At 59.9% G+C, this 25,108-nt stretch carries 22 protein-coding genes, 1 tRNA gene and 1 riboswitch; of the genes, 9 read left to right on the forward strand and 14 right to left on the reverse strand.

Features of this window, described 5'->3' with window-relative positions; translation table 11 throughout:
- Positions 1 to 48 precede the first annotated feature (48 nt).
- Positions 49 to 1,038, reverse strand: a complete 990-nt coding sequence (cysK, locus tag LKE90_RS03145; protein WP_291490986.1) for a cysteine synthase A — start codon at positions 1,036 to 1,038, stop codon at positions 49 to 51.
- A gap of 255 nt (positions 1,039 to 1,293) precedes the next feature.
- Here cysK and LKE90_RS03150 point away from each other — a divergent pair, with 255 nt between their 5' ends.
- Positions 1,294 to 1,743 carry an Rrf2 family transcriptional regulator gene (locus LKE90_RS03150; RefSeq protein WP_291490823.1) on the forward strand — a complete coding sequence of 150 codons (450 nt, stop codon included), beginning with the start codon at positions 1,294 to 1,296 and terminating at the stop codon, positions 1,741 to 1,743.
- A 57-nt stretch (positions 1,744 to 1,800) separates the two neighbouring features.
- Here LKE90_RS03150 and LKE90_RS03155 read toward each other — a convergent pair whose 3' ends face one another.
- Positions 1,801 to 2,346: a hypothetical protein gene (locus LKE90_RS03155; protein WP_291490824.1), complete on the reverse strand. Its 546-nt coding sequence runs from the start codon at positions 2,344 to 2,346 to the stop codon at positions 1,801 to 1,803.
- A gap of 347 nt (positions 2,347 to 2,693) precedes the next feature.
- Here LKE90_RS03155 and LKE90_RS03160 point away from each other — a divergent pair, with 347 nt between their 5' ends.
- A complete protein-coding gene (locus LKE90_RS03160; RefSeq protein WP_291490825.1) occupies positions 2,694 to 3,227 on the forward strand; it encodes a hypothetical protein in 534 nt (177 codons plus the stop codon).
- Positions 3,228 to 3,280: 53 nt separating this feature from the next.
- On the forward strand, positions 3,281 to 5,305 hold the full coding sequence (parE, locus tag LKE90_RS03165) for a DNA topoisomerase IV subunit B (protein WP_291490826.1): 2,025 nt from the start codon (positions 3,281 to 3,283) through the stop codon (positions 5,303 to 5,305).
- Positions 5,306 to 5,353: 48 nt separating this feature from the next.
- On the opposite strand, the gene LKE90_RS03170 is transcribed toward parE, so the two are convergent.
- The 6 genes from LKE90_RS03170 to LKE90_RS03195 all read right to left on the reverse strand — a co-directional run bounded on the left by LKE90_RS03170 (position 5,354) and on the right by LKE90_RS03195 (position 12,131).
- Positions 5,354 to 6,799 (reverse strand): tetratricopeptide repeat-containing glycosyltransferase family protein, encoded by a 1,446-nt coding sequence (locus LKE90_RS03170; protein ID WP_291490827.1) that lies wholly within the window; start codon positions 6,797 to 6,799, stop codon positions 5,354 to 5,356.
- A gap of 71 nt (positions 6,800 to 6,870) precedes the next feature.
- Positions 6,871 to 7,482 carry a GTP cyclohydrolase I FolE gene (folE, locus tag LKE90_RS03175; protein WP_291490828.1) on the reverse strand — a complete coding sequence of 204 codons (612 nt, stop codon included), beginning with the start codon at positions 7,480 to 7,482 and terminating at the stop codon, positions 6,871 to 6,873.
- An 82-nt stretch (positions 7,483 to 7,564) separates the two neighbouring features.
- Positions 7,565 to 8,041 carry a Co2+/Mg2+ efflux protein ApaG gene (gene apaG / locus LKE90_RS03180; RefSeq protein WP_291490829.1) on the reverse strand — a complete coding sequence of 159 codons (477 nt, stop codon included), beginning with the start codon at positions 8,039 to 8,041 and terminating at the stop codon, positions 7,565 to 7,567.
- Between the two features lie 18 nt (positions 8,042 to 8,059).
- A complete protein-coding gene (metZ, locus tag LKE90_RS03185; protein WP_291490830.1) occupies positions 8,060 to 9,295 on the reverse strand; it encodes an O-succinylhomoserine sulfhydrylase in 1,236 nt (411 codons plus the stop codon).
- Positions 9,296 to 9,392: 97 nt separating this feature from the next.
- A riboswitch (SAM riboswitch) is annotated at positions 9,393 to 9,472 on the reverse strand.
- Between the two features lie 66 nt (positions 9,473 to 9,538).
- Positions 9,539 to 11,425, reverse strand: coding sequence for an AsmA family protein (locus tag LKE90_RS03190; protein WP_291490831.1), 1,887 nt, complete (start codon positions 11,423 to 11,425; stop codon positions 9,539 to 9,541).
- 94 nt (positions 11,426 to 11,519) lie between these two features.
- Positions 11,520 to 12,131 carry a TetR/AcrR family transcriptional regulator gene (locus LKE90_RS03195; protein WP_291500989.1) on the reverse strand — a complete coding sequence of 204 codons (612 nt, stop codon included), beginning with the start codon at positions 12,129 to 12,131 and terminating at the stop codon, positions 11,520 to 11,522.
- A 256-nt stretch (positions 12,132 to 12,387) separates the two neighbouring features.
- On the opposite strand from LKE90_RS03195, the gene LKE90_RS03200 reads away from it, so the two are divergent.
- The 5 genes from LKE90_RS03200 to LKE90_RS03220 all read left to right on the forward strand — a co-directional run bounded on the left by LKE90_RS03200 (position 12,388) and on the right by LKE90_RS03220 (position 18,938).
- Entirely contained in the window at positions 12,388 to 13,578 is a 1,191-nt protein-coding gene (locus tag LKE90_RS03200; protein ID WP_291490833.1) for an efflux RND transporter periplasmic adaptor subunit, read from the forward strand.
- A 5-nt stretch (positions 13,579 to 13,583) separates the two neighbouring features.
- Positions 13,584 to 16,736 (forward strand): efflux RND transporter permease subunit, encoded by a 3,153-nt coding sequence (locus tag LKE90_RS03205; protein WP_291490834.1) that lies wholly within the window; start codon positions 13,584 to 13,586, stop codon positions 16,734 to 16,736.
- Positions 16,736 to 18,238, forward strand: coding sequence for an efflux transporter outer membrane subunit (locus LKE90_RS03210; RefSeq protein ID WP_291490987.1), 1,503 nt, complete (start codon positions 16,736 to 16,738; stop codon positions 18,236 to 18,238). The genes LKE90_RS03205 and LKE90_RS03210 overlap by 1 nt, the downstream gene beginning before the upstream one ends.
- A 67-nt stretch (positions 18,239 to 18,305) precedes the next feature.
- Positions 18,306 to 18,379, forward strand: a tRNA-Gly gene (locus tag LKE90_RS03215).
- Between the two features lie 145 nt (positions 18,380 to 18,524).
- Positions 18,525 to 18,938, forward strand: a complete 414-nt coding sequence (locus LKE90_RS03220; protein WP_291490835.1) for an alcohol dehydrogenase — start codon at positions 18,525 to 18,527, stop codon at positions 18,936 to 18,938.
- A gap of 168 nt (positions 18,939 to 19,106) precedes the next feature.
- On the opposite strand, the gene LKE90_RS03225 is transcribed toward LKE90_RS03220, so the two are convergent.
- Positions 19,107 to 19,355 (reverse strand): DUF1653 domain-containing protein, encoded by a 249-nt coding sequence (locus LKE90_RS03225; protein WP_291490836.1) that lies wholly within the window; start codon positions 19,353 to 19,355, stop codon positions 19,107 to 19,109.
- Between the two features lie 53 nt (positions 19,356 to 19,408).
- Between LKE90_RS03225 and LKE90_RS03230 the strand changes: the two genes are divergently transcribed.
- On the forward strand, positions 19,409 to 20,131 hold the full coding sequence (locus tag LKE90_RS03230) for a hypothetical protein (RefSeq protein WP_291490838.1): 723 nt from the start codon (positions 19,409 to 19,411) through the stop codon (positions 20,129 to 20,131).
- A gap of 83 nt (positions 20,132 to 20,214) precedes the next feature.
- On the opposite strand, the gene LKE90_RS03235 is transcribed toward LKE90_RS03230, so the two are convergent.
- From LKE90_RS03235 to LKE90_RS03255, 5 genes are all read right to left on the reverse strand, one after another.
- The gene (locus tag LKE90_RS03235; RefSeq protein WP_291490839.1) at positions 20,215 to 21,639 is read right to left on the reverse strand and encodes an aspartyl protease family protein; all 1,425 of its coding nucleotides are present in this window, start codon (positions 21,637 to 21,639) and stop codon (positions 20,215 to 20,217) included.
- Between the two features lie 82 nt (positions 21,640 to 21,721).
- Positions 21,722 to 22,690, reverse strand: coding sequence for an alpha/beta hydrolase (locus tag LKE90_RS03240; protein ID WP_291490840.1), 969 nt, complete (start codon positions 22,688 to 22,690; stop codon positions 21,722 to 21,724).
- Between the two features lie 31 nt (positions 22,691 to 22,721).
- Positions 22,722 to 23,984 carry a UDP-N-acetylglucosamine 1-carboxyvinyltransferase gene (gene murA, locus LKE90_RS03245; RefSeq protein ID WP_291490841.1) on the reverse strand — a complete coding sequence of 421 codons (1,263 nt, stop codon included), beginning with the start codon at positions 23,982 to 23,984 and terminating at the stop codon, positions 22,722 to 22,724.
- Between the two features lie 3 nt (positions 23,985 to 23,987).
- Positions 23,988 to 24,542: a dCTP deaminase gene (gene dcd / locus LKE90_RS03250; RefSeq protein WP_291490842.1), complete on the reverse strand. Its 555-nt coding sequence runs from the start codon at positions 24,540 to 24,542 to the stop codon at positions 23,988 to 23,990.
- Positions 24,542 to 24,844, reverse strand: a complete 303-nt coding sequence (locus tag LKE90_RS03255) for a hypothetical protein (protein WP_291490843.1) — start codon at positions 24,842 to 24,844, stop codon at positions 24,542 to 24,544. Before LKE90_RS03255 ends, dcd begins: the two co-directional genes overlap by 1 nt.
- Positions 24,845 to 25,108: the final 264 nt, after the last annotated feature.

Here is a 25,108-nt window from a genome sequence, read left to right on the forward strand (position 1 = left end):
CAGCGTTATTCTCGACGATGACGGGGCCGAAAGGCCCCGTTCCTGTTTTTACAGTCCGTTGAAAAGCGACGTGGAGAGGTATCGCTCGGCAAAGGAAGGTGCGATCGCCACAATGGTCTTGCCCTTGTTCTCCGGCCGGTGCGCCAGCGTAACCGCGGCATGCAGGGCCGCGCCCGATGAGATGCCGATGGGGATACCGTCCAGACGCGCACAGCGGCGGGCGGCGGCGATGGCTTCTCGTTCCGAGACCGTCAGAACACCATCAAGCGCTCCGACATCGAGCGTGCGGGGGCAGAAACCGGGACCAATGCCCTGAATGCCGTGTGGTCCCGGCTCGTCACCATTCAGGATCGCGCTTTCCGCCGGTTCGACGCCAAAAACCTCAAGTCCGGATTTTTTCTTTTTCAGGGCGTGAGCAATGCCTGACGCTGTGCCGCCCGTCCCGACACCGGCGACGACGACATCGACCGTGCCTGCGGTATCGACCCAGATTTCCTCAGCCGTTGTCTGTTCATGCACGAGCGGATTGGCAGGGTTTTCAAACTGGCCGGGCATCCAGGCGTCAGGCGTGGTTTTGAGGATTTCCTGCGCCCTGGCGATGGCGCCCGCCATGCCGAGACGGGAGGGGGTGAGTTCAACCTGCGCGTCCATCAGTCGCAGCATCTTCCGGCGTTCGATGGATGCGCCTTCAGGCATCGTCACAATCAGACGATACCCCCGTGAGGCGGCGACAAACGCCAGAGAGATGCCGGTATTGCCAGAGGTGGGCTCGACCAGAACGCTTTTTCCAGGTGTGATGAGACCCTGCTCTTCCGCCGCCAGCACCATGGCCGCGCCGATGCGGTCCTTGACCGACCCGAGAGGGTTAAAGAATTCCAGCTTGAGAAGCACGCGAGCCTGAAGCCTGTCTTCTTCCATCATGCGCGGCAGGCCAACCAGAGGAGTGCCGCCGACCACATCCACAACGGAATCGAAAATCCGTCCACGGGGAGGAGCAAGCTTGAAATCAATACGGTCGGCTGGCGTCTCGGAGACCATGGCGTCACCTCTTCTCTGGCGCTCTCTACAGACGGATCGGGGAGTTGCACCGTGCCGCCATGGAGAGTCGATCTGGCTGAAGTCCTGAACAGACATCGTTTCCCGCAAATCGGGACATGCTGGTGAAATAGCACGACAGGGCAATGTGGATAAGTGTTGCTTTCATTGCTTTTCACTTTCATGGCATGGATATGTCGCCATCATGCGGATTGTCGGCTAATTGTCGGCGGAATGAATGGCTTTGGGGAAGGCTCAATGTTTTTGCGACGCGATCGTGCAATGACCGGCGTTATCATCATGCTGGATGTTGCATTTTATGCGGGGCGGACCGGTACCGTGAACGCAGCCGACATTGCCCTGAGAGCAGGGCTGGTCCGAAGGGGGATCGAACCCCTGCTTCAGATGCTGTCCCGCTCGTCGCTGCTGGAAAGCGTCAGGGGACCAAGGGGAGGTTACAGGCTGGGGCGTCCGCGACGGGACATTTCCATCTCGGAAATCGTCTCCACGGTCGTCAACACGGACCCGGAGACCGATGACGGTTCATCAGGTGATCTCTACCAGAAAGTTATCGACCCTTTCTGGCGTGAGGAAGATGAGGCAATCACGGCCAGACTGCGTGAAATCACGCTGGATGATCTTGTCAGAAAGGCCGAAACTGCGGGGCTGCGTCGTCCGCTGACGGAGCCCATCACCTTTTCGATATAACGCCTGATGCACTGCTGATCAGTGCATCAGAAACAATGCAGGACCGGGCGCGCGGACTTACCGTTTGCGCGCTTTGGTGACCGTACGGCGTTTGGTGGTCGTCGCCTTGCGAGTTTCCTTGCTTTCAGGCGTCGGGGCGCTGACAGCCGGCTTCGGAATGACCACGCCGGTTGCGTCAACTGTGACATTCACGGTCAGGTTGTCACGCTTCTGGCCGGGACCACGAATCAGCACGACCGAGAATTTGTCGGCGCCCGCATAGGCCATGGTCGGCGTGTAGGTGATCTGTGTCTGGCCATCAAGCGTGTAGAGGAAGGCCTTGCCATGCTCAGGCGCGGGAGAAACGCCGAAGGACGCATAGCTTCCGCCGTTAGCCGGGGCGAGAGCGAAAACGCAGCGTCCGTTATCGCTGCGGACGGTCATGGCGACAACGCGGTCGCCCTGAGCGTCGGTCGTCGGTTTGGTGGTCTGGCAGACGGCGGATGCCTTCATATAGCCGAACGGATCAGGCGATCCGTAACGACCGCTCTGAAGCGGACCATGATTACATCCGGCCAGAAAGCTGGTGGCCAGCACAGGCACGGCTAGGACTTTAAGACGCACGTAAAGGCTCCGCTTATCACTGTTTACTAACTGGGGCGGACTGGCGGCGAATCCACCGACCGCAATGAAATCCATCCCGCTCTAGAGCATCCGACTGCCTGTTGAAAGGCATCGCGCTGGACGATTGTGCGGATGCACAGGGCGTATGCCGTCGAAACGCCACAATCACGGCGGTATTATGGCTGCATGACAGATATGACTGAAAATTTTTCACGATAATATGTCGACAAAACCGTGCCTTGAGGCAACAGGTTGAGAAATAGGTTTCAAAACCCTCTCGCCATCAGGATGCGGGCAGTGCATACGTCTGAGCACGTTATATTTCATCTCTTTCGAAGAGGCTTTTCATGTCCACAGGTCTGTTCCGTCTCGCGATCGCCGGTGTGGTTTCCCTTGGTCTCACTGCTGGTTCAGGAGCCTTTGCCGCCAGTTGCAGCGGTTCTCCGGCCGCAGAAGCTTTCGATGTGCAGGGCCTCAAGAGCGAACTGATGGTGACAGCCCTCTCCTGCAAGGCGCAGGATCGCTACAATGCGTTTGTCGAGAAGTTCCGCACGAAGCTTCTGGCTGAGGAGCAGCGCCTGAACACCTATTTCCGCACGACATACGGCAAGCGGGCGCAGGTCGAGCATGATGACTACATCACGCAGCTCGCGAACGTGCAGTCGGAAAAAGGCCTTCAGTCCGGCACCATCTTCTGTGACCAGCGCATGGCCATGTTTGACGAGGTCGTCGCTCTGGACGATGAGCATGATCTTTCAAAATATGCTCAGGCGAAAGACATCACGCAGCCTGCGACATTTGAGACCTGTGCAGCGCCTGCCGTGGAGAAAACCACCCAGACGCGTAGCCGTGCGCGCCGTCGCACCGTCCGTAAGGCGTAACAGCCCGGACTGGCTTCTTGACGAATCACCTGTAGAGGGAGACAGAACCGGGCATGAGCGATCTTTTCTCAGGCACCGGATCTCCTCCCGCCCAGCCGGCACCGCAAAAAGCGCAGCAGGCTGCGCCAGCGTCGGGTCAGGACTATGACGCCAGCTCCATTGAGGTGCTGGAAGGACTTGAGCCTGTCCGCCGTCGCCCCGGCATGTATATCGGCGGCACCGATGAAGGAGCACTGCATCATCTCGCTGCCGAGATTCTTGATAACTCGATGGACGAGGCTGTCGCAGGCCACGCCACGACGATTGATGTCACTCTTGAGACCGGTAACTGGCTGACGGTAAGGGACAACGGACGCGGTATTCCCGTCGATCCTCATCCCCGTTTCCCTGATCGCTCGGCGCTTGAGGTCATTCTCACGACGCTTCATGCGGGCGGAAAGTTTTCAGGCAAATCCTATGCGACATCGGGCGGTCTGCACGGCGTCGGCTCATCGGTGGTCAATGCGCTCTCAACCCTTATGGAGGTGGAGGTCGCGCGTGACAGGACGCTGTGGCGGCAGGTCTATGCGCGCGGCATTCCTCAGACAGCAATCGAAAAAGTAGGTGCGGCCCCCAACCGGCGCGGCACGCAGATTCGTTTCCAGCCCGACCCCGAGATTTTCGGCACACATGCGTTCCAACCGGCGCGTCTCTACAGGCTGTGCCGCTCGAAAGCCTTCCTGTTCCGTGGGGTGACAATCCGCTGGAACTGCGATCCGTCACTGATCCGTGCGGGTGACGAGACGCCTGCTGAAGCCGTTCTGCATTTTCCCGGCGGCCTTGCGGACAGTCTGGCTGATGAACTCGGCAAAGGCGCGCCGCTTCTGGCTCCGATCTGGTCCGGTGACGCCGAACTGCCTGAAACCAACGGTGTGTCAGGCGGCAAGGTCGAGTGGGCCATTGCTTTCCTCGAATCCGGCACCGCCAGCTTCGTGTCGTTCTGCAATACCATTCCGACACCACTGGGCGGCACGCATGAGGCCGGTTGCCGTGCGGCTCTGGTCAAGGGTTTCCGCGCATGGGGCGATCAGCGGTCGAACAAGCGTGCGAACATTGTCACGGCGGAGGACATTCTTGGCTGCACGGCAGTCCAGTTGTCCGCGTTCATCCGTGATCCGCAGTTTCAGGGGCAGACCAAGGAAAAACTGACCAGCGCCGAGGCGTCGAGACTGGTTGAGACCGCTCTTCGTGACCGGTTCGATCACTGGCTGTCCGGCAATCCGACACAGGCCGATTCCCTGCTGGCCTTCGTGGTCGAACGGGCGGAGGACCGTCTCCGTCGCCGTGAGCAGAAGGATACGCCCCGCAAGAGCGCGACCCGACGCCTGCGGTTGCCCGGCAAGCTGACGGACTGCACGCGGGAGAAAGCCGAGGAAACCGAAATCTTCCTTGTCGAAGGTGACTCGGCTGGGGGGTCAGCCAAGCAGGCGCGTAACCGTGAGACGCAGGCCGTGCTGCCGCTGCGTGGTAAAATCCTCAACGTCGCCAGTGCGACAAGCGAAAAACTGCGTGGCAATCAGGAACTGAGTGATCTGGTAGAAGCGCTGGGCTGTGGGACAGGGGATCGTTTCGATCTCACGCGGCTCCGCTACGGGCGTGTCATCATCATGACCGACGCCGACGTGGACGGCGCGCACATCGCCTCCCTGCTGATGACGTTCTTCTACCGTGAACTGCCGGAGCTTGTCCGTTCCGGTCATCTCTATCTGGCCCAGCCACCGCTTTACCGTCTGACGCATGGCGCAAGGACGGTTTACGCGATGGATGATGCCGACAAGGACCGGAAGATCAGGACCGAGTTCAAGGCGAACGCAAAAGTGGAAGTCTCCCGCTTTAAGGGACTTGGTGAAATGCCGCCGAAAGACCTCAAGGAGACGACCATGGACCCGAAGCGGCGCACCCTGCTCCGCGTGGTGATCCACCCCGACGACAGGCTGGAGACACGGGAACGCGTCGAAAGTCTCATGGGGCGAAAGCCTGAACTGCGTTTCGCGTTCATTCAGGAACACGCCCAGTCAGTGGAAATGCTGGATATCTGATCCGGAAAAGGATTGTCCCGGCTGTCTTGGGCCGGGACGACGATCCAGTCAGGCGCTGGTTGGCTCGGGTGTTTTTCCGGACTGATGCTGCCGCTCGAAAGTTTTCAGGTCCATCGCAATACGCGCCACAGGGCCGGACCAGTCGAGGGGCGTGTCCTGCTGGTAAATCCGGACGCTCGTATACCATGGAGAATCCGTGCGGTTGGAGAGCCAGCGCCAGCACTGATCGTAACGTGACAGCAGCCAGACAGGCTTGCCGATACCGGCCGCGACATGAGCGGTGGATGTATCGACCGCGATAACCAGATCAAGATTGGCGATCAGCGCAGCCGTTTCCCCGAAGTCATTTAGCGCGTCTGTGTAGTCAATGAGCTTCATTCCCGCTGGAGGCGTGCGGGCCTGACAGGATTGCTCGCCGACCTGTAGGCTGAAGAAGATGGCGTCAGATGCGTGCGCGGCGAGAGGAGCCAGTGTGGAAAGCGTGGTTGAGCGGCGTCTGTCTGCAACCTCGGCCTCCCGGATTTCGCTATGTGGCGCACCCGCCCAGACGAGGCCGATTCTGGGGAGACGGCTGGAAGAGGTATCCCGCCGGATACGCTCTGCCCATGTCTGAACCTTTTCCGGGTCCGGCTTCAGAAAGCCTTCCGGCGAAGGCAGGGTGTCGAGTGTCATGTCCAGCGCGAGGGGTAGACTGAGAACCGGACACTGGATGTCATGAATGGGTGCGGGATCTTTTTCACTGACAAAACGGGCCTGCGGAAAGGATCGTGACAGCAGGGACAGCAGTTCGGGACGGATGCGGACTATGGTTGTGCCGCCACGCTCTGCAACGAGCGGGATGAAGCGGGAAAATTGCAGGACATCGCCGAAGCCACCTTCCGTGTGGATCAGAAGTGTTCTGCCGTCGAACCGTTCTCCCTGCCAGAGCGGTGCGTCAAAACCATGCTGCCGTGTCGTCCTGATTTTCCAGCGCCATTCATACTCGGCAAAACCTTGCGGATAGTTGCCTTGCGCTAGCAGGGAGAGGGCGTAGTTCGTATGGGTTTCGGGATTATCGGGCGCCAGTTCCACGGCAACACGGTGAAACTTCTGCGCGGTCTCGTGCTGGCCCCGATGACTGTCCAGCGCCACCCCCAGATTGCTTGCGGCGAGGGGGTGATCCAGACTGATGCTCAGACATTTCGAATAGGCTGCAATCGCCTCGTCATAACGTTGCAGTGATTGCAGGGCATTGCCGAGGTTGGACCAGGCGTCGGCGAGGTTCGGAGCCAGGGCAACGGCGCGTTTCAGCACTTCAAGCGCTGGCTCGAAGCGGCAGATTCCGACCAGAAGGCCGCCGTAATTGCTGAGAGTGAGCGCGTCCCGTGGCTCTTCCCCGATCCGTTTCCGGTAGACGGCTTCTGCCTCCAGAATTCGTCCCTCACGCTGCAACTGCGTTCCGGCATCGGAGAAAAAGGCTGTATTGTCGGAGTGGGGGGCGGGCGATGGCGTCATGGACGCTAGGTTCGCCCGGCTGGCTTAAGAAAATATGACCTGAACACACATCACATGTTCAGATCAGTCTTTCAGGCGGAAAATTCGTTCATACCGGGACGGTTCAGCATCGCCATGAGTTCGCGGCGGGTATCAGAGTTGTCACGGAAAACGCCCAGCATCCGGCTGGTCACCATGGACACGCCGGGACGATGCACGCCGCGCGTGGTCATGCACTGGTGCCCTGCTTCAATGATGACCGCCGTGCCGTAGGGTTCGAGCACGCTGTCGATCGTATTGGCGATCTGTGACGTCAGGCGTTCCTGAATCTGGAAACGCCGGGAGTAGGCTTCCACGACGCGGGCAAGCTTGGAAATGCCGACAACCCGCTTGCGGGGGAGATAGGCGACATGGGCGCGACCGATGATCGGCACCATGTGATGCTCGCAGTGGCTCTCAAGGCGGATGTCGCGCAGCAGGACGATCTCGTCATAATCATCAACTTCCGAGAAGGTGCGCTGAAGCAGCTCTTCCGGATTGACCGCATAACCTTCGAAAAACTCGTCATAGGAACGGGCGACGCGGGACGGCGTGTCGAGCAGACCTTCACGGGACGGGTCTTCACCGGCCCAGCGCAGCAGGACCCGAACGGCCTCCTCGGCTTCCTCGCGGGAAGGGCGGACTGGAGTGGGAGGATTGGACATCAGTCGGATCTCTACTGGAAAGGTGGGCGTGTGAAGCCGGATCGTGCGGTGATCCGGTCACAGCGAACAATATGTGAAGAAATCAGTGCAGCATGCTCGGCTGATAAGGGCTGTCGAGGCTGAAAGCCGGGATACGCACGTCGAACAGTCGTCTGCCCGGTTCTTCCACCATGTGGAAGAACCCGCGCATGATGCCGCTCGGCGTGTCGAGAGAGGCGCCTGACGTGTATTCAAAACCACCGCCCGGCCCGAGAATGGGCTGCTCGCCCACCACGCCGTCACCGCGAACGCGATCGACATGCCCGTTGGCGTCGATGATCTCCCATGACCGCTCAAGAAGCTGGACCGTATTCGGTCCATGATTCTCGATGCGGATACGGTAGCCCCAGCAGTAGGAATGCTCGTCCGGCTGGGACTGGTCATCGAGCCAGAAGGCCCTGACGACAATGCGGATATTGTCAGTCGTGGCCTCGTAGGACGGCAATGCGGCAATGGCTTCGTTCAAGGCCGTTTCCGGGTCTTCGAACAGCTTTGGCGGCATGGGCGGCCTGGAGGACATGAGCGGCAACTCCCTTGTTCAGTTTGCGAAGCCGCGGCTTTTCAGGGCCGCAACGCCACGTGCGAGATCGTCGATGAGGTCGGCGGAATCCTCCAGGCCAACAGAAAGACGGATGGCGCCGTCAGCAATGCCGAGACGCGCCCGCTCCTCCGGACCGATCTTCATGTGGGTCGTCGTCGCAGGGTGGGTCGCCAGAGAGCGGGCGTCGCCCAGATTGTTGGAGATCAGGACGACGCGCAGGGCATTCAGGAACGCGAACGCGCCTGCCTGCCCACCGGCGACCTCAAAGGCGATCAGCGAACCGAAGCCGCTCATCTGACGGGCGGCCAGTTCGTGCTGCGGGTGGTCCTTGCGGCCCGGATAACGCACGCTGACAATCCCCGGCGCACTGGCGAGCCAGTCGGCGACCGCGGCGGCGTTGCGGGTCATCGCATCGACACGCAGGGCGAGCGTCTCAAGACCCTTCAGCATGACCCATGCGTTGAACGGCGAAAGCGCGTTGCCGGTGTTGCGGGTGAAGGGCAGGACCGTGTCATTGATCCAGTCCTTGCGGCCGAGAATGGCCCCGCCGAGCACGCGGCCCTGACCGTCGATATGTTTGGTGCAGGAATACACCACCACGTCAGCGCCCAGTTCCAGCGGCTTCTGATAGACGGGCGAGGCGAACACGTTATCGACGATGACAATCGCTCCGGCCTTGTGCGCCCGCTCGGCGATGGCCGCGATATCCAGCACGTCCAGCATCGGGTTTGACGGGCTTTCGAGCAGCACGGCGGCCGCGGGCTTGCTGAAGGCTTCATCCCATGCGCCGAGGTCGTCGCCGTCAACAAAAACCGTCTCCACGCCATATTGCGGCAGCAGATTGGCGACGATCCAGTGACAGGAGCCGAACAGGGCGCGGGAAGCGACAACCCGGTCGCCCGCCTTGACATGCGCCAGAAGTGCTGAGGAAACGGCGCCCATGCCGGTGGCCGTGCAGACACAGGCTTCCGCGCCTTCAAGATCGGCGAGGCGCCGCTGAAGGGCATCGACCGTCGGGTTGCCGAAGCGGCTGTACTGGTAATGAACCGCTTCACCCGTGAAGGTGGCGGCGGCCTGCTCGGCATTGTCGTAGGCAAAGCCGGAGGTCAGGAAAAGAGCTTCGCTCGTCTCGCCATAGGACGTGCGCTCGACCTCGCCGTGAATCAGGCGAGTGGCGGCGCGCCACGTGGCGGCGACTTCGGGAGACGTTGTTTTGATGGACGTGTCAGTCATGCTCGGTCTCGGTTCCGTTCTGTCCGCAGCAGGAACGCCGGATCACTGAGGACCCGGTCACCCCCGCACGGGGCTTCGACCGTGGAAACCTGGCGGCATGGAACCCGCCAGAGCCTCTTTAGCGCGTTTTTTTTACCTCGCCGCAAGCCGGCCATACAAATCACGAGGCCCCGGACGGGGGAGGCAAAGCTTATCGCGGAAAAAACCGCGTGCCGTCAACAGGGTCTCTGGCATGGCTCCGCTTCACTTCATGACACCCAGACATGCCCGTCCCGGTGTGAATGATGCCATTTCGGAGGGCAGGGTGTTGATGCCCTGGGCGTCTTTCAGCAGGGCGCGTCCCCGCGCGGACCATCCTGCAAGACCGATGGAGGGGCTGTTGAACGGGCCACTCACGCGAATGGGAATATCGAGCGCCAGAGCACCGGAGTTCCGGCTCTGAAAAGCCAGTTCGAACCAGCGTCGATTGAGATCGAACAGGGCCGAGCCGACAATGGACCCGGCTGGCGTATAGATACGCAGAGGAACGACAGACCCTTCGCCTCGGCTCATTTTCAGCGCGCCCAGCAGACATGTCACGGGTGTCGTGCCTTTCATGCCGCCGAACAAGGTGCCGATGTTGGTCGAGGCGATGCCGATGACTTTCTTGCTGATAAGGCCGCTGTTCATGCCGACGACTGCCTGAATATCCGCATTCCGGGACGCTTCGTTCAGGGTGTTTGCTCCTCCCTCGGCGCTCGCTTTCACGCGAAAGGAGAGGGAGCCGCTCACCGGCACGGGGGCAAGGCCCGCCTGCCTGCGGAAGATGTCGATATCGGCCTTGTCGACATCCACTGTGGCATGAAGGGATGAGCCGCGTGGACGGGCGGCGATCTCACCCGAGGCGTGCAGTGACGCCTTCATCCAGCCGAGTTGCAGGGAGGAGACGTTGATCCTGCCGGGCTGCTGGCTTGCCGCAAGGCTGGCGTCGGAAAACACAAGATTGTTGTACCGCACTGAGCGCGCCGAGAGCTTGATGGTGAACAGCGGGTCGGGATGGGCAGGGGCCACAAGCGGAATGTCGGTGACGTGCTGGCCGGATGTCTGGCTGCTCTGACCGGCAGATTGCAGGCCGTTCAGGTCGAGCTTTGCAAACGCCATGCTTCCGGCGATCTGGTCAGGCGCGCCAGCTTTGCCTTCGGTGAAGGTGATGTCGGCGCTTTCTATGGGATTATCGCGCAGCAGTCCGGTGGTCCGCGTCATCGTCCAGACATCGCCCCTGTGTGTGAAATGTCCTTCCAGATTGATCGTCATATGGAGGCTGTCAGGGCTTGCGCTGGCAATGGCCATCAATGGCGCGGAGGTCGGCGTCCGGAGGGTGAGTTTTCCGTCGATGCCGTCGAAATCGAACAGATCGGTCATGGCACCGTCGAGATCGAGCGTCAGATCCCCTGATGCGGCATGAAGGCTGGTCGGGTAGGGTTTCCCGGCTTCGCGCAGGAGGGTCAACGGACCAAGATGGGCCGCAAGGGTGATGGGCGTGCCGTTATAGCCGCCAGCAACGGTCATTTCGAAAGGGTTGCTGTCGCTTGATGAGGAAAGAGACACGGCGTCGAGACTGGTGCGATAGGCGTGGCCGTTTGCCGAACGGTAGATGATCTCGCTGCTCTTGATGGTCGCCTGTCGGATGCCGGGAAACCAGCTCCAGTCCGGCGCTGCGGCTTCCTTTTCTTCCGGTTTCCTGCCCGATCGGTCTGATTGTGACGACGCGCCGAAGCGCCAGTTCGGAGTGCGGTCGGCCGTGCGTTCGAACAGGCCGGAAAAGCGATCGAGCGCGAGATCACGGGTTTCGGCAGGGCCATGCAGAAGCGACATCAGACGAACCTGCGTATGCAGGTGGCCGAAGGTGATCATTTCCGGCCTGCTGCCGTTCGGGATGTTGGCGATGCTGAGGTCATCGACATCGAGCGTCAGCCAGCGGCCCGGAGAGACATGCGCGCTGCCGATATGCACTGTGCGTCCGGTAACCTTGGCGAGTTGTCCGGTTGCGAGTGCGGCAAGATCAAGGTGAGGCAGGATCAGAAAGCCACCACCGCAGACTGCGGCGCTCAGGCCAGCCACACCGAGGACAACGAGAGCAAAACGACGCACAGACGGACCTCCGGCTATTGAAACCGGTCTCTCTTGCTCCTCAGGTCATGGGGAAATAAAGGCCGGAAAGAAAAACAGCTTATCGGAAAAGCCGTTACGCGTTCTCGACGGGAGACTGGCTCCATTCCGCATGGAGCCCGATGAGAAAGAGACGTGCGCCGTCTGCAATGATGGCGCGGGACTCCTCCGCGTCGGTTTCCTTGTGGAACAGGGCGTGCAGCATCCTTTCGCCTGCGGTCATGCTGAAGAGCTGCTGGGTCTTGCGTTCTATCCGTGTCTCGGGATGGCCGTGCTGTATGCAGTAGGCGGACAGCCACGCTTGCAGGATGTTCGATTTTCCACACTGCTTGAGGCTGTTCATGATGTCGCGGAGGTCTTCGGTTTCCGACGCGCTGGCGATGATGGCGCGGATCAGTTCGATGGTTTCCGGACGGGTGAGATGGGCCGTCAGATCGTCAAGCAGCCCGATGAGTTCGTCTTCGGACGTGCGGGCATGTTCGCGGACGGGCAGTGAGAAGCAGAACAGCCGCTTTTCGATCAGCGACTGGAACAAATCCTGTTTGGAAGGAAACTGCTGATACAGTGTGCGTTTGGACATGCCGGAGCACAGGGCGACCTTGTCCATGGAGACGGCCTGATAACCATATCTCCGCAAAGCTTCATCCGCCGCAGAGAGAATCCGTTCACGCCGTTCGCATTCGTCCATCTCCGGCGGTCGGCCCGGACCGCGGCATGAAGAGAACTGAGGTTCCTTGACATTCATAGCCATTCCCATGTGCGCCTTCGTGAAGGATATGTCCATTAGGGAGGTGACTGGGCAGGCTTGACGGGGGTTAGGAAACTGAATAGTTTTTATTCGAATGGGGTAGCGAGATTTGTCCGCCTGTTTCCTTCCTTGAAGGAAGCAGGGCAGATCGTGCTGCCGCCGCTTCCATTTTACACACAATCAGCAGGATGTATCCGTGAAAAGCCCCGTCCGTAGTTTTTCAGCCCCGGCCCTGTGCGCATCGGTTGCCAGTCTGCTGGTTCTGACTGCCTGTAACAAGAAAGCTCCACAGCAGGGTGCGCCTCCGCCGCAGCAGGTGCAGGCGCTGACCGTGAAGGCTCAACCGGTCCAGATTCATACAGCGCTTCCTGGCCGGATCGAGGCGTATGAAATCGCAATGGTCCGCCCGCAGGTGAATGGCGTCATCCAGAAGCGTCTGTTCGTGCAGGGAACCGACGTGCAGGCAGGACAGCAGCTCTATCAGATTGACCCGAGCATCTATCAGGCCGCCTATGACAGCGCCAACGGTCAGCTCGTGCAGGCTCAGGCCAATGCCATCACGGCCAAAGCCAAGCTGGAGCGCTATGGTCCGCTGAAGGCGGCCCACGCTGTCAGCAAGCAGGAATATGACGACGCTCTGGCCGCGTCCCGTTCCGCCGACGCCCAGATTCTGATCGCCAAGGGGCAGGTGGAAAACGCCGCCACCAATCTGGGTTACACCCGCGTCAACGCGCCGATTTCCGGTCGTATCGGTCGTACGATCCTGACGGTCGGCGCTCTTGTGCAGGCGGGTCAGTCGAGCAATCTGGCTGTCATCACACGTCTCGATCCGATCTATGTCGATGTGAACCTGCCTGCGATTTCCCTGCTCCGCCTGCGTCGGGAAATCGCCAGCGGGCAGATTCACACCAACCCCGACAATTCGGTGCCTGTCTCGCTGGAACTGGAAGACGGCTCAACATACGATCAGGCAGGAAAGATGCAGTTCAGCGAAGTCAACGTGGATGAATCCACGGCGACAATCGTTGTTCGGGCTGTCTTCCCCAATCCGCAGAAATATCTCCTGCCGGGCATGTATGTGCACGCCACGCTCGATGAGGGAACCAATCCGCAGGCGCTGCTCGTGCCGCAGCAGGCCGTGACGCGGAACAGTCACGGTGATCCGCAGGTTCTGGTCGTCGGAGACGATGACAAGGTCGCCCTGCGTGGGGTCACGACAAGCGCCATGCACGGCAGCGACTGGGTTGTCAGCTCCGGCCTGAAAGCGGGAGAGCGCGTGGTGGTGATCGGACTTCAGAAGGTGCATCCGGGCGACAAGGTCACGGTCACGCCGTTCAACGATACAGCGTCGTCTGACGCCCAGCCCTCTGACGCCGGGAAACATTAAGCAGCATGTCACGCTTTTTCATTGACCGGCCGGTCTTCGCGTGGGTCATCGGCCTCATCATCATGCTGGTGGGTGGCGTCGCCATCTTCCGCATGCCGATCGCGCAATATCCTTCCATCGCACCACCGCAGGTCTCCATCACCGTGACCTATCCGGGCGCTTCGGCGGAAACCGTCAACAATACGGTGGTGCGTCCCATCCTCCAGCAGATGTTCGGGCTCGATCATCTCGAATATATCTCGTCGCAGTCCTATGCGTCCGGTCAGATGGAAATCGACCTGACCTTCGAGCAGGGAACTAATCCTGACATCGCGCAGGTGCAGGTGCAGAACAAGCTTCAGCTTGCCCAGCCGAAACTGCCGACAGAAGTGACGGCGCAGGGTCTTACGGTTGCCAAGGCCGTGAAGAACTTCATGCTGGTCGTCGGCTTTATCTCTACCGACGGTTCGATGAACGCGGAAGATATCGCCGACTATGTCGCATCCAACGTGTCCGATCCGCTGTCGCGTGTCACGGGCGTCGGCGATCACACCCTGTTCGGCTCGGAATACGCGATGCGTATCTGGCTCGATCCCAGCAAGCTCTATAGTTACGGGCTGACGGTCGGAGACGTGCAGACGGCCATCCAGACCCAGAACATTCAGGTGTCTTCCGGTGAGCTGGGCGGATTGCCTGCCACTCCGGGCACCCGTCTGGATGCGACCATCATTGGCCCGGCACGGCTGACCTCTCCGGAAGAATTCCGGAAGATACTGCTCAAGGTGACGTCCAGTGGCTCGCAGGTCCGCATCGGTGATGTGGCCAAGGTGGAGTTCGGCGCACAGAGCTACAACTTCAACTCTCTCTATAACGGCAACCCCTCTACCGGTATGGCGCTCAAGCTCACGCCGGGCGCAAACCAGCTTACAACTGAAGCTGCCGTGCGTGAGGAAGTGAAGCGTCTGGAGAAATTCTACCCGGCCGGACTGAAGACGGTTTATCCGCTCGACACGGAGCCCTTCATCGTTCTCTCCATTCAGGAAGTGGTCATCACCCTGATGGAAGCGATCGGCCTCGTTTTCCTCGTGATGCTGATCTTCCTCCAGAACTTCCGTGCGACCCTCATCCCGACCATCGCGGTTCCTGTCGTTCTTCTCGGAACATTCGGGTTCCTGTCGGCTCTGGGTTTCTCGATCAACACGCTCACCATGCTTGCCATGGTTCTGGCCGTCGGCCTGCTGGTCGATGACGCCATTGTCGTCGTCGAAAACGTCGAGCGTGTGATGCACGAGAAGAAGCTCTCGCCGAGAGAGGCCGCCCGCGTGTCCATGGATGAAATCTCCGGCGCGCTGGTTGGTATCGTGCTGGTGCTGACGGCCGTGTTCCTGCCGATGGCTGCATTCTCCGGCTCGACAGGTGTGATCTATCGCCAGTTCTCCATCACCATCTGCGCCGCGATGTGGCTGTCGGTTCTGGTGGCCATGGTCATGACGCCGGCCCTTTGCGCGACGATGCTCAAGCCGGGTGAACATGAGAAGACCAAGGGACTGGCCGGGTTGTTCAACCGTTTCTTCAACCAGCTGACCCATGGCTATCTGCGTGGGGTCGGTCTGATTGTCGGTCATCGCTTTCTGTCACTGATCGCGTTCGCGGGGATCACCGCCTGTGCGGTCTTCCTGTTCATGCGTCTGCCGGGAGGGTTTCTGCCTAACGAGGATCAGGGTCTGATCTTCGGACAGGTCACGATGCCTCCGGGGTCCACGCAGGAACAGACTGCGAAAGTCACCAAGAAGGTCTCGGATTACGTTCTCAAGACCGAAGCCGCGAATGTTGAATCCGTTTATGTGATGAATGGCTTCAACTTTGCGGGGCAGGGGCAGAGCGCTGGCGCCTTCTTCATCAAGCTCAAGCCGTGGGACGAGCGTACCAGCGCCAGTCAGGGTGTGGATGCCATTGCCAACCGCATCATGATGCATTTCTGGGGTGACCCGGAAGCGCAGATATTCGCCGTCAATCCGCCTGCCGTGCTGGAACTGGGCAATGCCTCGGGCTTTGATATCGAGCTTGAAGACCGTGGGCATCTGGGTCACGACAAGCTGCTTGCCGCCCGTAACATGGTCCTCGGTCGGGCTGCCAAGGACAAGCGTCTGATGGCTGTCCGTCCGAACGGCATGGAAGACGCGCCGCAATATCATCTCGATATTGATCGTGAGAAGGCCAACGCGCTCGGCGTGTCGGTCGCGGACATCAACACGCTGATCAACGGCGCGCTGGGCTCGATCTATGTGAACCAGTTCATGCGGGATGACCGTGTGAAACAGGTCTATATTCAGGGCATGGCCACTTCCCGCATGGCGCCTGTCGATCTGGATGCCTGGTATCTGCGTAACACGAGCGGCACGATGGTTCCGTTCAACGCCGTGGTGAATGGAAGCTGGATTGTCGGGCCGCAGAAAGTCGAGAACTATAATGGCCTGAACGCCTTTGAAATTCTCGGTCAGCCTGCTGTCGGTTACAGCTCGGGTGATGCCATCGCTGCCATGATGGAGATCCTGAACGATCTTCCGTCCGGCATCGGGTATGAATGGACCGGACTGTCATATGAGCAGATGGCGGCGGGTTCCTCCACAGGTCCGCTCTATGCTCTGGCGGCTACCGTCATTCTGCTCTGCCTTGCCGCTCTGTATGAAAGCTGGGCGATCCCGGTTTCCGTCATTCTGGTGATTCCGCTGGGCGTGCTGGGCGCCATTGCCGCGACATTGTGGTGTGGCAGGGATAACGACGTCTATTTTCAGGTGGGTCTGCTCACGACCGTCGGTCTGGCGGTCAAGAACGCCATTCTGATTGTCGAGTTCGCCAAGGCGAACTTCGAGGCTGGCCAGACGCTGGAAGAAGCTGTGCTGAACGCCGGACGTGAACGGCTGCGTCCGATCCTGATGACGTCGATCGCCTTCGTGCTGGGCGTGCTTCCGCTGGCCATCGCCTCGGGCGCGGGTTCCGCGGCGCGTCAGGCCATTGGTATCAGCGTTGTCGGCGGTATGCTGACGGCGACCTTCCTCGCCATCTTCTTCGTGCCACTGTTCTTTGTTCTGGTGCTGCGCCTGTTCAGGGTGCGTCGCCTGTCGGAGCGTCATGACGATGACAGACTTCCTCCTACCGCCACGCCGGAGGCGACATGATGAGCGTTCTTTCTCGCGTCCGTAGCGGGGTGGTTTCCCGTTCGGGCAGCATAGGGCTGGCGGCCATGTTGCTGGCCGGCTGTACCATGGAGCCGACCTACCACCGCCCTAAAGCGCCGGTGGCGGGTGCCTATCCAGCCGAACCGATGGCGAAGCCGAAGAAGGCGGGGGACGTTCTGCAGACACCGGCTTCCGATATCGGCTGGGAAGATTTCTTTGTCGATCCGCGCCTCAAGGCGCTGATCGCCATCGCCATGAATGAAAACCGCGATCTGCGCGTTGCTGCCGCCAACATTGCCCAGTCAGCGGCCCAGTATGACGTGCAGCACGCCTCTCTTTTCCCTCCCATCGGGGCGACGGGGCAGGCGATGTATATGGCGCCTTCCCAGACCGCGGGTCTGAGTTTTGCTCCGGGCGTCGGCCAGAGCATTTCCTCCTTCCGCTATTACAGCGCCGGTATCGGTTTCTCTTCTTACGAGATCGATGTTTTTGGCCGTATCCGCAGCCTGTCGAAATCGTCGGCTGAAGCGGCTTTGAGACAGGTCGCGTCCGAGCGTTCCGTTCGGATCAGCATCGTCTCTCAGGTCGCCAACGCCTATCTCGCATGGCTTGGCGATAAGGAAATTCTCGATATCGCCGATAAAGCGGTTGCCAATCTGGGCGAGAATCTCAAACTCATCCGTCTGCGTTATGATCATGGCGAGGAAAACCTGCTGACGGTGAGGCAGGCGGAGACGCAGGTCGATCAGGCGCGTCAGCTTCAGGCCCAGCAGACCCGGCTTGTGGCGCAGGATGAAAACAACCTCACCCTGCTGATCGGCGCGCCGATCCCGGCCAATCTGCCTCCGGCCCGTCCTTTGGGCGAGCAGATGCTGATGGCGGATATTCCTGCCGGATTGCCGTCGGAGCTTCTGTTCCGGCGACCGGACATCATTGCCGCCGAGCATGATTTGCTGTCCGCAAACGCGACTATCGGTGCCGCACGCGCCGCGTTCTTCCCGAAGTTCACGCTGACGGCGACGGATGGTGTCAGCAGTCTGCTGTTCCACCGCCTGTTCACCGCGCCAGCGACGACATGGGGCCTGCAACCCAATGTCAGTATCCCGATCTTCACCTGGGGGCAGAACAAGGGAAATCTTGAATCCGCCAAGGCGGGCCGGGACATCAAGCTGGCGACTTACGAGAAAACCATCCAGACGGCCTTCCGCGAGGTGTCGGACACGCTTGTTGCGCGTTCCACCTATCTGGATGAAAGCCGCCGGATGGATGACTATGTCCGTGAGATGAAGGACGCTTACCGTCTGTCGAAGATGCGGTATTCCGTGGGTACGGATTCCTATCTCAACCAGTTGGTCATGCAGCGCAACCTGCTTCAGGCGGAACAGTCTCGGGTGTCGGTGCAGGTCGCACGATACGAGAATGTTGTGACATTCTACCGGGCGCTCGGCGGAGGATGGAGCAAGGAGACGCTGCGTTCACCGAGAGTTCCGTCAAAGCTCTGATAATCTGTCCATCGGGGATGGCGGTGATTGCCATCCCCGATGGAGCGGATTATAGACCAAGCGGAATGCGGGTGTAGTTCAATGGTAGAACGGCAGCTTCCCAAGCTGCATACGAGGGTTCGATTCCCTTCACCCGCTCCAGAACTCTCTTTCTGAAGAGGGTTTCACAAACCTCCCGACATTGTGAACGCCTGTCCCCCCCCTGAGACATGGGCCTATGCCGCTTGCATGTGTTGCGCGGAAGATTGCATTGAAGCAACATACGGGAAAGCAACAGGAGCTTTCGATGACCCGTTTTTACCTTCGCGCCCTTGCCGCGACGTCCTTTGTCGCGGGCGCCGCGTCCTTTGCGCTGTCAGCCCACGCCGCTGAACTGCCTGCTGTTTATGGCAAGGCGCCTACGGCGGTTGCGTCTGTGGCAGATGTCGCTTCCGTCTCTCCTGCCAATGTCGCAGGCCTGCTGAATTACTGTGTGGAAACCAATCAGGTCTCCCATGATGACGGTGACTCGCTTCAGGCTGCCATCAATGCCAAGACGAACGCCGTTCCCATGGACCAGAATGGCAACATGGACTACGCGATCGGTTCGTCAGGCGAATTCCTGATCAACGGCAACCGTTCCACGATCACCTCTCTGGAGACGCCTGCTCAGGGCAATGTCTGCTCGGCAGTACTGGCCCGCGCCAAGTCACTGATCTGATCTTCGGACAGTTCGGGCAGAACAGATCCTCTCCAGCACAGGTTGGAGAGGATTTTTTTTATGGCGCTCATGCGTTTTGCAGATAGGCGCTCAGGCAGGGTTCTGTCCCTGTATCCGGAAAGAGCCGCGCCCGGTCCCTTCGGGGCGGGGATCAGGCAGGCGGCTGTTTCAACCTGAAAAACTGTTTCCTGATCCACTGCTTTCATCGGGTTCCAGAAAGGTGAAGCGGGGCCGTCCATCGACAAGTTCCGTCCACATGGAGAGCGGGCGCGCCCAGAGCGAGCCGTGAGCCTCACTTCGGTAGATGACCAGCCACTCTTCCGTTTCACTGTGACGTGCCGTGTGAAGGACTGTATAAAGTCCGCCCTTGTAATGTCGGTAAAGGCCCGGCTGAATGGGGAAGGGAATGTCCTGCAAGATCGTCTCGCTCCTTCAGGGAATTACGGTATGGTGGCAGGAATAATCGGTTGATGTGTCTTCGTCATGGCCGCTGGGGCATGATCGTCAGAGGGAGTTTTTCAGTCTTGCATGTATTTTCCCTGTCGCCATCGGTAAAGCGCTTCACCGGGACGGCTGCATCTGTCCAGCAGCGTCTTCGTGGCCAACGGTCAGCCGCTATGCTGGGGGCCTGTCTGTCTCTGGCGCTTTCATCGGCTCATGCGCAGGCCACCAGCACACAGACCCATCATGCCTCGTCGCATACGCGGCACCGGGCGGCCCCGAAAACGACGAGTTCTTCTTCCAAAGGCAACCCGGTCATCCTGTCCCAGCAGCCGGGAACGGAACTCGACAAGCAGGCGCGTAAACTGGCAGCCGAGGATATCGCGACATCGCGTCGCCACAAGGAAGAGCCGCTTGTGCTGATCGGTTCGGCGCCGCTCTCGACCAAAAAGGGTGATGTTGCGCTGTTTATCGAGCTTCAGTCTGCCGCTTTATGCGGGTCGGCGGGATGTTCGACCGATGTCTATCTGCACAAAGACCAGGATTGGGTGAAGATTCTGGACTCCGTAAGCGGACAGATTTCCGTGCTGCCGACCAGTCATCTTGGCATGTATGATCTGCTCGTGGATGGTTCGGATCGCTGGGTGTGGGACGGCAACACCTACCAGGACACGATCAACGCCGCGCCGATCGGAAATCTGCGCGGCGAAATCGAGCGGTTTCAGAAGAAGCATAAAAATACGACGGACTGAGGCTGACGGTGTCCGGCGCTGATAGGCTTTTCCGGCCTGTCAGTGTTTCCTTGTCCTGAATTTCCCTCCGGAAAAGGAATGTTTCAGGGGGCCGTCGTCTGAAGGTCGATGCAGAAAGTCTTATGGTTTCTGTCGAACTCGATATTGCCGTAATTCAGGAGCGCCGTCGTCAGCTCGGAACGGCGTTTCGATCTGGTCTGTCTGTAGCCAACCGGCGCCATGATCTGCTGTGAACCAAACGCAATAGAGGTGTTCTCGACGGCGACAAACTGCTGTCCCGGACCGGCGATCGTCTCGGAGTCCTCACTGTAGGCGTGCTTCCGGAGCGATGGCGTCAGGGACGGCGTATTGATGGTCATGATTTCGGTCGCATTGTTGCCAGTGTTCATGATGGCGAAATCCTGACTGCCATTCAGCGTAACAATTCCCAGAAGCCACGCCTGCTGCCCGCTTCTCAGGGCGGCAATCACCATGGGACCATGGCAATTGAGGGACCTTGCGAACCCGAACGTCATGCCGGTTTTGCTGAACGTCACGTTGGGAAGCTTCAGCAGTTGCTGAAGACCGATGATGACAGGCGTGTTGGACCGGCTGATGGACGCGATCTGGTTGTGGAAGACTGTGTCTCCAATGTGCAGTGACGGAACCATCACATAGTCCGTCGTTGCGAATGGAGACCGGTTTTCACTGTCGCGGAGCTGTTCGGTTTTCGCGATGGTGCGCAGATTGTGCCTTCTGGCAAAGCTGACGGAAACGGCCATTTCGATAGCTGCCGTATCGAACACGGCGTCCGTCTTCTCTCCATCAGCCGTGACGCGCCCTTTTGTGTCAATCTGCTGACGGCCGTTAAGCATCCTCGTGCTTTGCCAGAAGGGGATGGTCTCCTCGGCAGACAGTTCCACGCTCTGCTCCGGTATGGAATCCGGTGCGACCGCGAGTTCAAGCTGGGACATGTTCCGGAATGCAAGGTCCGGCATATGGTAAGAAGCCCGGACCGGTTCGAAATACTGCCTGTGCATGTCATCCAGCGCGACAGCCCATGCGTGGATATCGCCGTCGAGATAGAGATTGCCCGTGCGCATGATCGCGACGATCAGACCAAGCGGCGTGATCAGGCCCTGCGCGCCCTTTATCATGCCGAGAGCGGCTGTCAGCTTGTCCAGCTCTTCGTTTGAACCCTTGAAATCTCCCGAGATGCGCATGAGAGCAGCCCGGGCAAGCCGCGCTTCAAACACTTTCGTGAGCGGAGTATCGGTTGTGCTCTGCTTCAACTGCTGAAGAATTTTCCCCAGACTGAGAACATCTGCCTCTTCCATTATCTCAAGGACTCTGAGGCGATCGACATCGGAGAGATAGAAAGAGCCATCGGGGTCCTGATGGATCAGGTCTTTGTCAAAACCGAAAACTCTTCCGGATTGTGCCCGCGCCTGAGGAATTGCCGATGTCGCAGCCAGCAGGAAAGCAGCCAGAGTGAAGTGAATGCCACGACGAAGAAAAGACGAGCGCATGAGACGTTCCGTGCCAGACAGTAATTGTAACAGCCTGTTACGCATCAGCGGGAAGGTCAAGTCTTGCCGGGAGCGTTGATCGTCAGTCCGGGCGATGCAGCCGCATCGCCCGCCGCATGGCGTCCAGTCGCCTTGTGGATGAGCGGATCGAGACACCCGCACGTGGTTCCAGTTCGAATGCGTGGAAAGCACCGGGAAAGACTTCCAGTTCGACAGAAACACCCGCCTGCATGAGGCGTGTCGCATAGTCGAGGTCTTCACGCAGGAAGAGGTCGATCGAACCGACGCCGATATAGGCGGGAGGCAGACTCTCAAGCGATGCAGCACGGGCAGGCGCGGCGAACGGAGAAATGCCTTCGCCGCCGGGCCTGATCCCGAGATAGCATTCCCAGCCGACCACATTCATCTCAGGTGTCCAGAGAAAAGCGCCACCCCCGGGAATAGTGGGTTTCGCGAGGACGGTGCGATCATCCAGCATGGGATATTGCAGATTCTGGAACGCGAGCGCCGGGCCGCCACGCTGTCGGCAGAGCAGGGCGAGACCTGCGGCCAGTCCGCCCCCGGCGCTCTCGCCGGCTACGCCAATCCGGGTCGGGTCAATACGAAGAAAAGCGGCATTTTCAGCCATCCAGATCAGGGCTGCGTAACAGTCTTCCAGCGGCGCGGGAAAAGGGTGCTCGGGGGCAAGACGGTACTCCACCGAGACGATGACGCAGTCCAGTTCCAGCGCCCAGCGGCGGAGCATCGGGCTCATGGCGTCAGGCGTGCCCATGACGAAACCGCCGCCGTGAATATGCAGCATGGCGGGACGGGGCGTATCGGAAGCCGCTGCGGGTTCAACCACCAGCACGCGCACATCCGGATCATCCGGCATTCCGGGGATCAGTCGCGCGGCTGTCAGGACTGGAAGAGTATCCTTCATGCCCGGAGGAGGCTGCCGCTTTGCCCGGGCTTCAGGCAGGGATGCGAGATCCAGTGATGGTGGACCAAGGCGGTCAAGAAGGGGACGCAACTCCGGATCAACGAACCGACGAAAATCGGCTTCAGTCATCAGCGTCTCCTTCCGCCTGCCTCAGCGCTTATCAGCCTTTCACGCGTTCGATGTTCGCGCCACAGGCCGCCAGCTTCTTCTCAACCGCTTCATAGCCGCGATCCAGATGATAGACCCGGCTCAGCGTCGTCTCGCCATGCGCCGCGAGACCGGCGAGGATCAGCGAGAACGAGGCCCGCAGGTCCGTCGCCATGACCGGCGCACCGGAGAGCGCATGCACGCCGCGGATGATTGCGGACGAACCGTGCACGTTGATGCGCGCGCCCATCCGGTTGAGCTCCGGCACATGCATGAAGCGGTTCTCGAAGATCGTCTCGGTGATCATCGACGCACCTTCGGCGACCGCCAGCATCGCCATGAACTGGGCCTGCATGTCCGTCGGGAAACCGGGATAGGGCTCGGTCATGATGTCGATGCCACGCAGCGCACCGGTGCGCCGCACCCGCATGCCGTAGCTTTCCTGCGTCACCTCGACGCCGGTTTCTTCCAGCGCCCGGACAACCGCGCCGAGATCGTCCACGCGTCCGCCGAGCAGTTTCAGGTCACCGCCGGTGATGGCGGCGGCGCAGGCGTAGGTGCCGCATTCGATACGGTCCGGCATGATGCTGTGTTCCGCGCCATGCAGGGCGTCCACACCTTCAATAATGAGCGTGCCGCTGCCCGAACCGGTAATCTTCGCGCCCATTGCGTTGAGGCAGGCGACCAGATCGCCGATTTCCGGCTCACGGGCCGCATTGACGATTTCAGTGCGTCCCTTGGCCAGCGTCGCGGCCATCAGCAGGTTTTCAGTCGCGCCGACCGAGGCGAACGGCAGGATGACCCGGTCGCCGACAAGGCCGTTCGGAGCCGTGGCGTTGATATAACCGCCCTCAAGCCGGGTTTCCGCGCCAAGCGTCTCCAGACCCTTGAGATGCATGTCCACCGGACGGGTGCCGATGGCGCAACCGCCGGGGAGCGAGACACGGGCCTTGCCACAGCGGGCAAGCAATGGGCCGAGCACGAGTATGGAGGCGCGCATCTTCGACACGATGTCGTAGGGTGCTTCCGTGTTCGTGATCTCGCCGCCGATGGAATAGGACGAGCCATCGCCCCTGACGTCTTCAACGGCGACGCCATGCTGGACCAGCAGGTCACGCATGGTGGCGATGTCGGCAATGCGCGGCACATTGGTCAGAACCAGACGCTCGGCCGTCAGAAGACCGGCGACCATGAGTTTCAGGCCGGCGTTCTTTGCGCCACCGATGGTGATCTCGCCACGAAGGGGTCTTCCGCCCCGGATGATGAAACGATCCATATCTCAGAGCCTCGGTGTCGCGACGCCGCGCTGGTGCATGTATTTTCCCGCACGGTCGGCATAGCTGGTCTCGCAGGGAGACGCGCCCTGAAAGAACAGGAACTGGCAGATGCCTTCGTTCGCATAGATCCGGGCGGGCAGCGGAGTGGTGTTGCTGATTTCGATCGTCACCTGTCCCTCCCATTCAGGCTCCAGCGGTGTGACGTTCACGATGATGCCGCAGCGGGCGTAAGTGGATTTGCCAAGGCAGACCACCAGTGTATCGCGCGGAATGCGGAAATACTCGATTGTATGCGCCAGAACGAAGCTGTTCGGCGGGATGATGCAGACATCGGCCTTGCGCGAGACGAAGCTTTCCTCGCTGAAGGATTTCGGATCGACGATGGCGTTGTTTACATCGGTGAAAATCTTGAAGTCGTCCGCGACGCGGGCGTCATAACCATAGGAAGACAGGCCGTAGGAGATAACGCCCTCACGCTTCTGGTTTTCCACGAAAGGCTCGATCATGCCGGCATTGAGCGCCCGGTCTCGGATCCAGGTGTCAGGCATGATCGGCATCAGGGTGTCTCCGGAAGGGTGGGGGAAGCGCACGAGGCATCGCCGCTTTCTGGTAAATCCTGGCGGTCTGGTGATGTTTCCATCGCGGTCCGCGCACGTGCCTGCGCCTTACGCCGCCTGAGGTTGGCGCGCAAGGCCTCGGCCTCATCCGCAAGGCGTTTCTGACGCGCTGCTTCCGCCGCCGGTGTAAGATGGGCCGTCTGCGGAGAGGAGGTCTTCCCAGCGTTTCCGGCTGGGGAAGGTTCCGGCCTGAACGAAGATGGACCGACAGTATTGGTGCTGTCATCACCTGACGCTGACATTCTGGATTTTCTGCCTGTTCTCTGTGGGCGACACCATAAAGAAGCCAGATCATGAATTTTTCTGCAATCCACTCGTTATCGGATGTTGCATCTCCATGCCTGCATCACGGTAACCGGCCATGACCGACCGTGCCGTGACGCACAGTGCTGGCGGCGTGGCGCTGGCAGCGTCTCATTGTTTGTTCACTTATGAAGAGTAGAGTCGCGCAACCTTCCGTAACAACAGGCGTTCTCAGGAGATCACTCTATCTGGGAGCTGAAACA

The sequence above is a fragment of the Acetobacter sp. genome (genome assembly GCF_022483985.1).
In the GTDB taxonomy this organism is placed as follows: domain Bacteria; phylum Pseudomonadota; class Alphaproteobacteria; order Acetobacterales; family Acetobacteraceae; genus Acetobacter.

What these genes read in the sequence shown, in the direction of transcription:
- cysK (WP_291490986.1), bottom strand. Translation starts at nt 1,038, where the DNA reads ATGGTCTCCGAGACGCCAGCCGACCGTATTGATTTCAAGCTTGCTCCT.
- LKE90_RS03150 (WP_291490823.1), top strand. Translation starts at nt 1,294, where the DNA reads ATGTTTTTGCGACGCGATCGTGCAATGACCGGCGTTATCATCATGCTG.
- LKE90_RS03160 (WP_291490825.1), top strand. Translation starts at nt 2,694, where the DNA reads ATGTCCACAGGTCTGTTCCGTCTCGCGATCGCCGGTGTGGTTTCCCTT.
- parE (WP_291490826.1), top strand. Translation starts at nt 3,281, where the DNA reads ATGAGCGATCTTTTCTCAGGCACCGGATCTCCTCCCGCCCAGCCGGCA.
- LKE90_RS03170 (WP_291490827.1), bottom strand. Translation starts at nt 6,799, where the DNA reads ATGACGCCATCGCCCGCCCCCCACTCCGACAATACAGCCTTTTTCTCC.
- folE (WP_291490828.1), bottom strand. Translation starts at nt 7,482, where the DNA reads ATGTCCAATCCTCCCACTCCAGTCCGCCCTTCCCGCGAGGAAGCCGAG.
- apaG (WP_291490829.1), bottom strand. Translation starts at nt 8,041, where the DNA reads ATGTCCTCCAGGCCGCCCATGCCGCCAAAGCTGTTCGAAGACCCGGAA.
- metZ (WP_291490830.1), bottom strand. Translation starts at nt 9,295, where the DNA reads ATGACTGACACGTCCATCAAAACAACGTCTCCCGAAGTCGCCGCCACG.
- LKE90_RS03195 (WP_291500989.1), bottom strand. Translation starts at nt 12,131, where the DNA reads ATGGACGAATGCGAACGGCGTGAACGGATTCTCTCTGCGGCGGATGAA.
- LKE90_RS03205 (WP_291490834.1), top strand. Translation starts at nt 13,584, where the DNA reads ATGTCACGCTTTTTCATTGACCGGCCGGTCTTCGCGTGGGTCATCGGC.
- LKE90_RS03210 (WP_291490987.1), top strand. Translation starts at nt 16,736, where the DNA reads ATGAGCGTTCTTTCTCGCGTCCGTAGCGGGGTGGTTTCCCGTTCGGGC.
- LKE90_RS03220 (WP_291490835.1), top strand. Translation starts at nt 18,525, where the DNA reads ATGACCCGTTTTTACCTTCGCGCCCTTGCCGCGACGTCCTTTGTCGCG.
- LKE90_RS03230 (WP_291490838.1), top strand. Translation starts at nt 19,409, where the DNA reads ATGTGTCTTCGTCATGGCCGCTGGGGCATGATCGTCAGAGGGAGTTTT.
- LKE90_RS03235 (WP_291490839.1), bottom strand. Translation starts at nt 21,639, where the DNA reads ATGCGCTCGTCTTTTCTTCGTCGTGGCATTCACTTCACTCTGGCTGCT.
- LKE90_RS03240 (WP_291490840.1), bottom strand. Translation starts at nt 22,690, where the DNA reads ATGACTGAAGCCGATTTTCGTCGGTTCGTTGATCCGGAGTTGCGTCCC.
- murA (WP_291490841.1), bottom strand. Translation starts at nt 23,984, where the DNA reads ATGGATCGTTTCATCATCCGGGGCGGAAGACCCCTTCGTGGCGAGATC.
- dcd (WP_291490842.1), bottom strand. Translation starts at nt 24,542, where the DNA reads ATGCCGATCATGCCTGACACCTGGATCCGAGACCGGGCGCTCAATGCC.
- LKE90_RS03255 (WP_291490843.1), bottom strand. Translation starts at nt 24,844, where the DNA reads ATGTCAGCGTCAGGTGATGACAGCACCAATACTGTCGGTCCATCTTCG.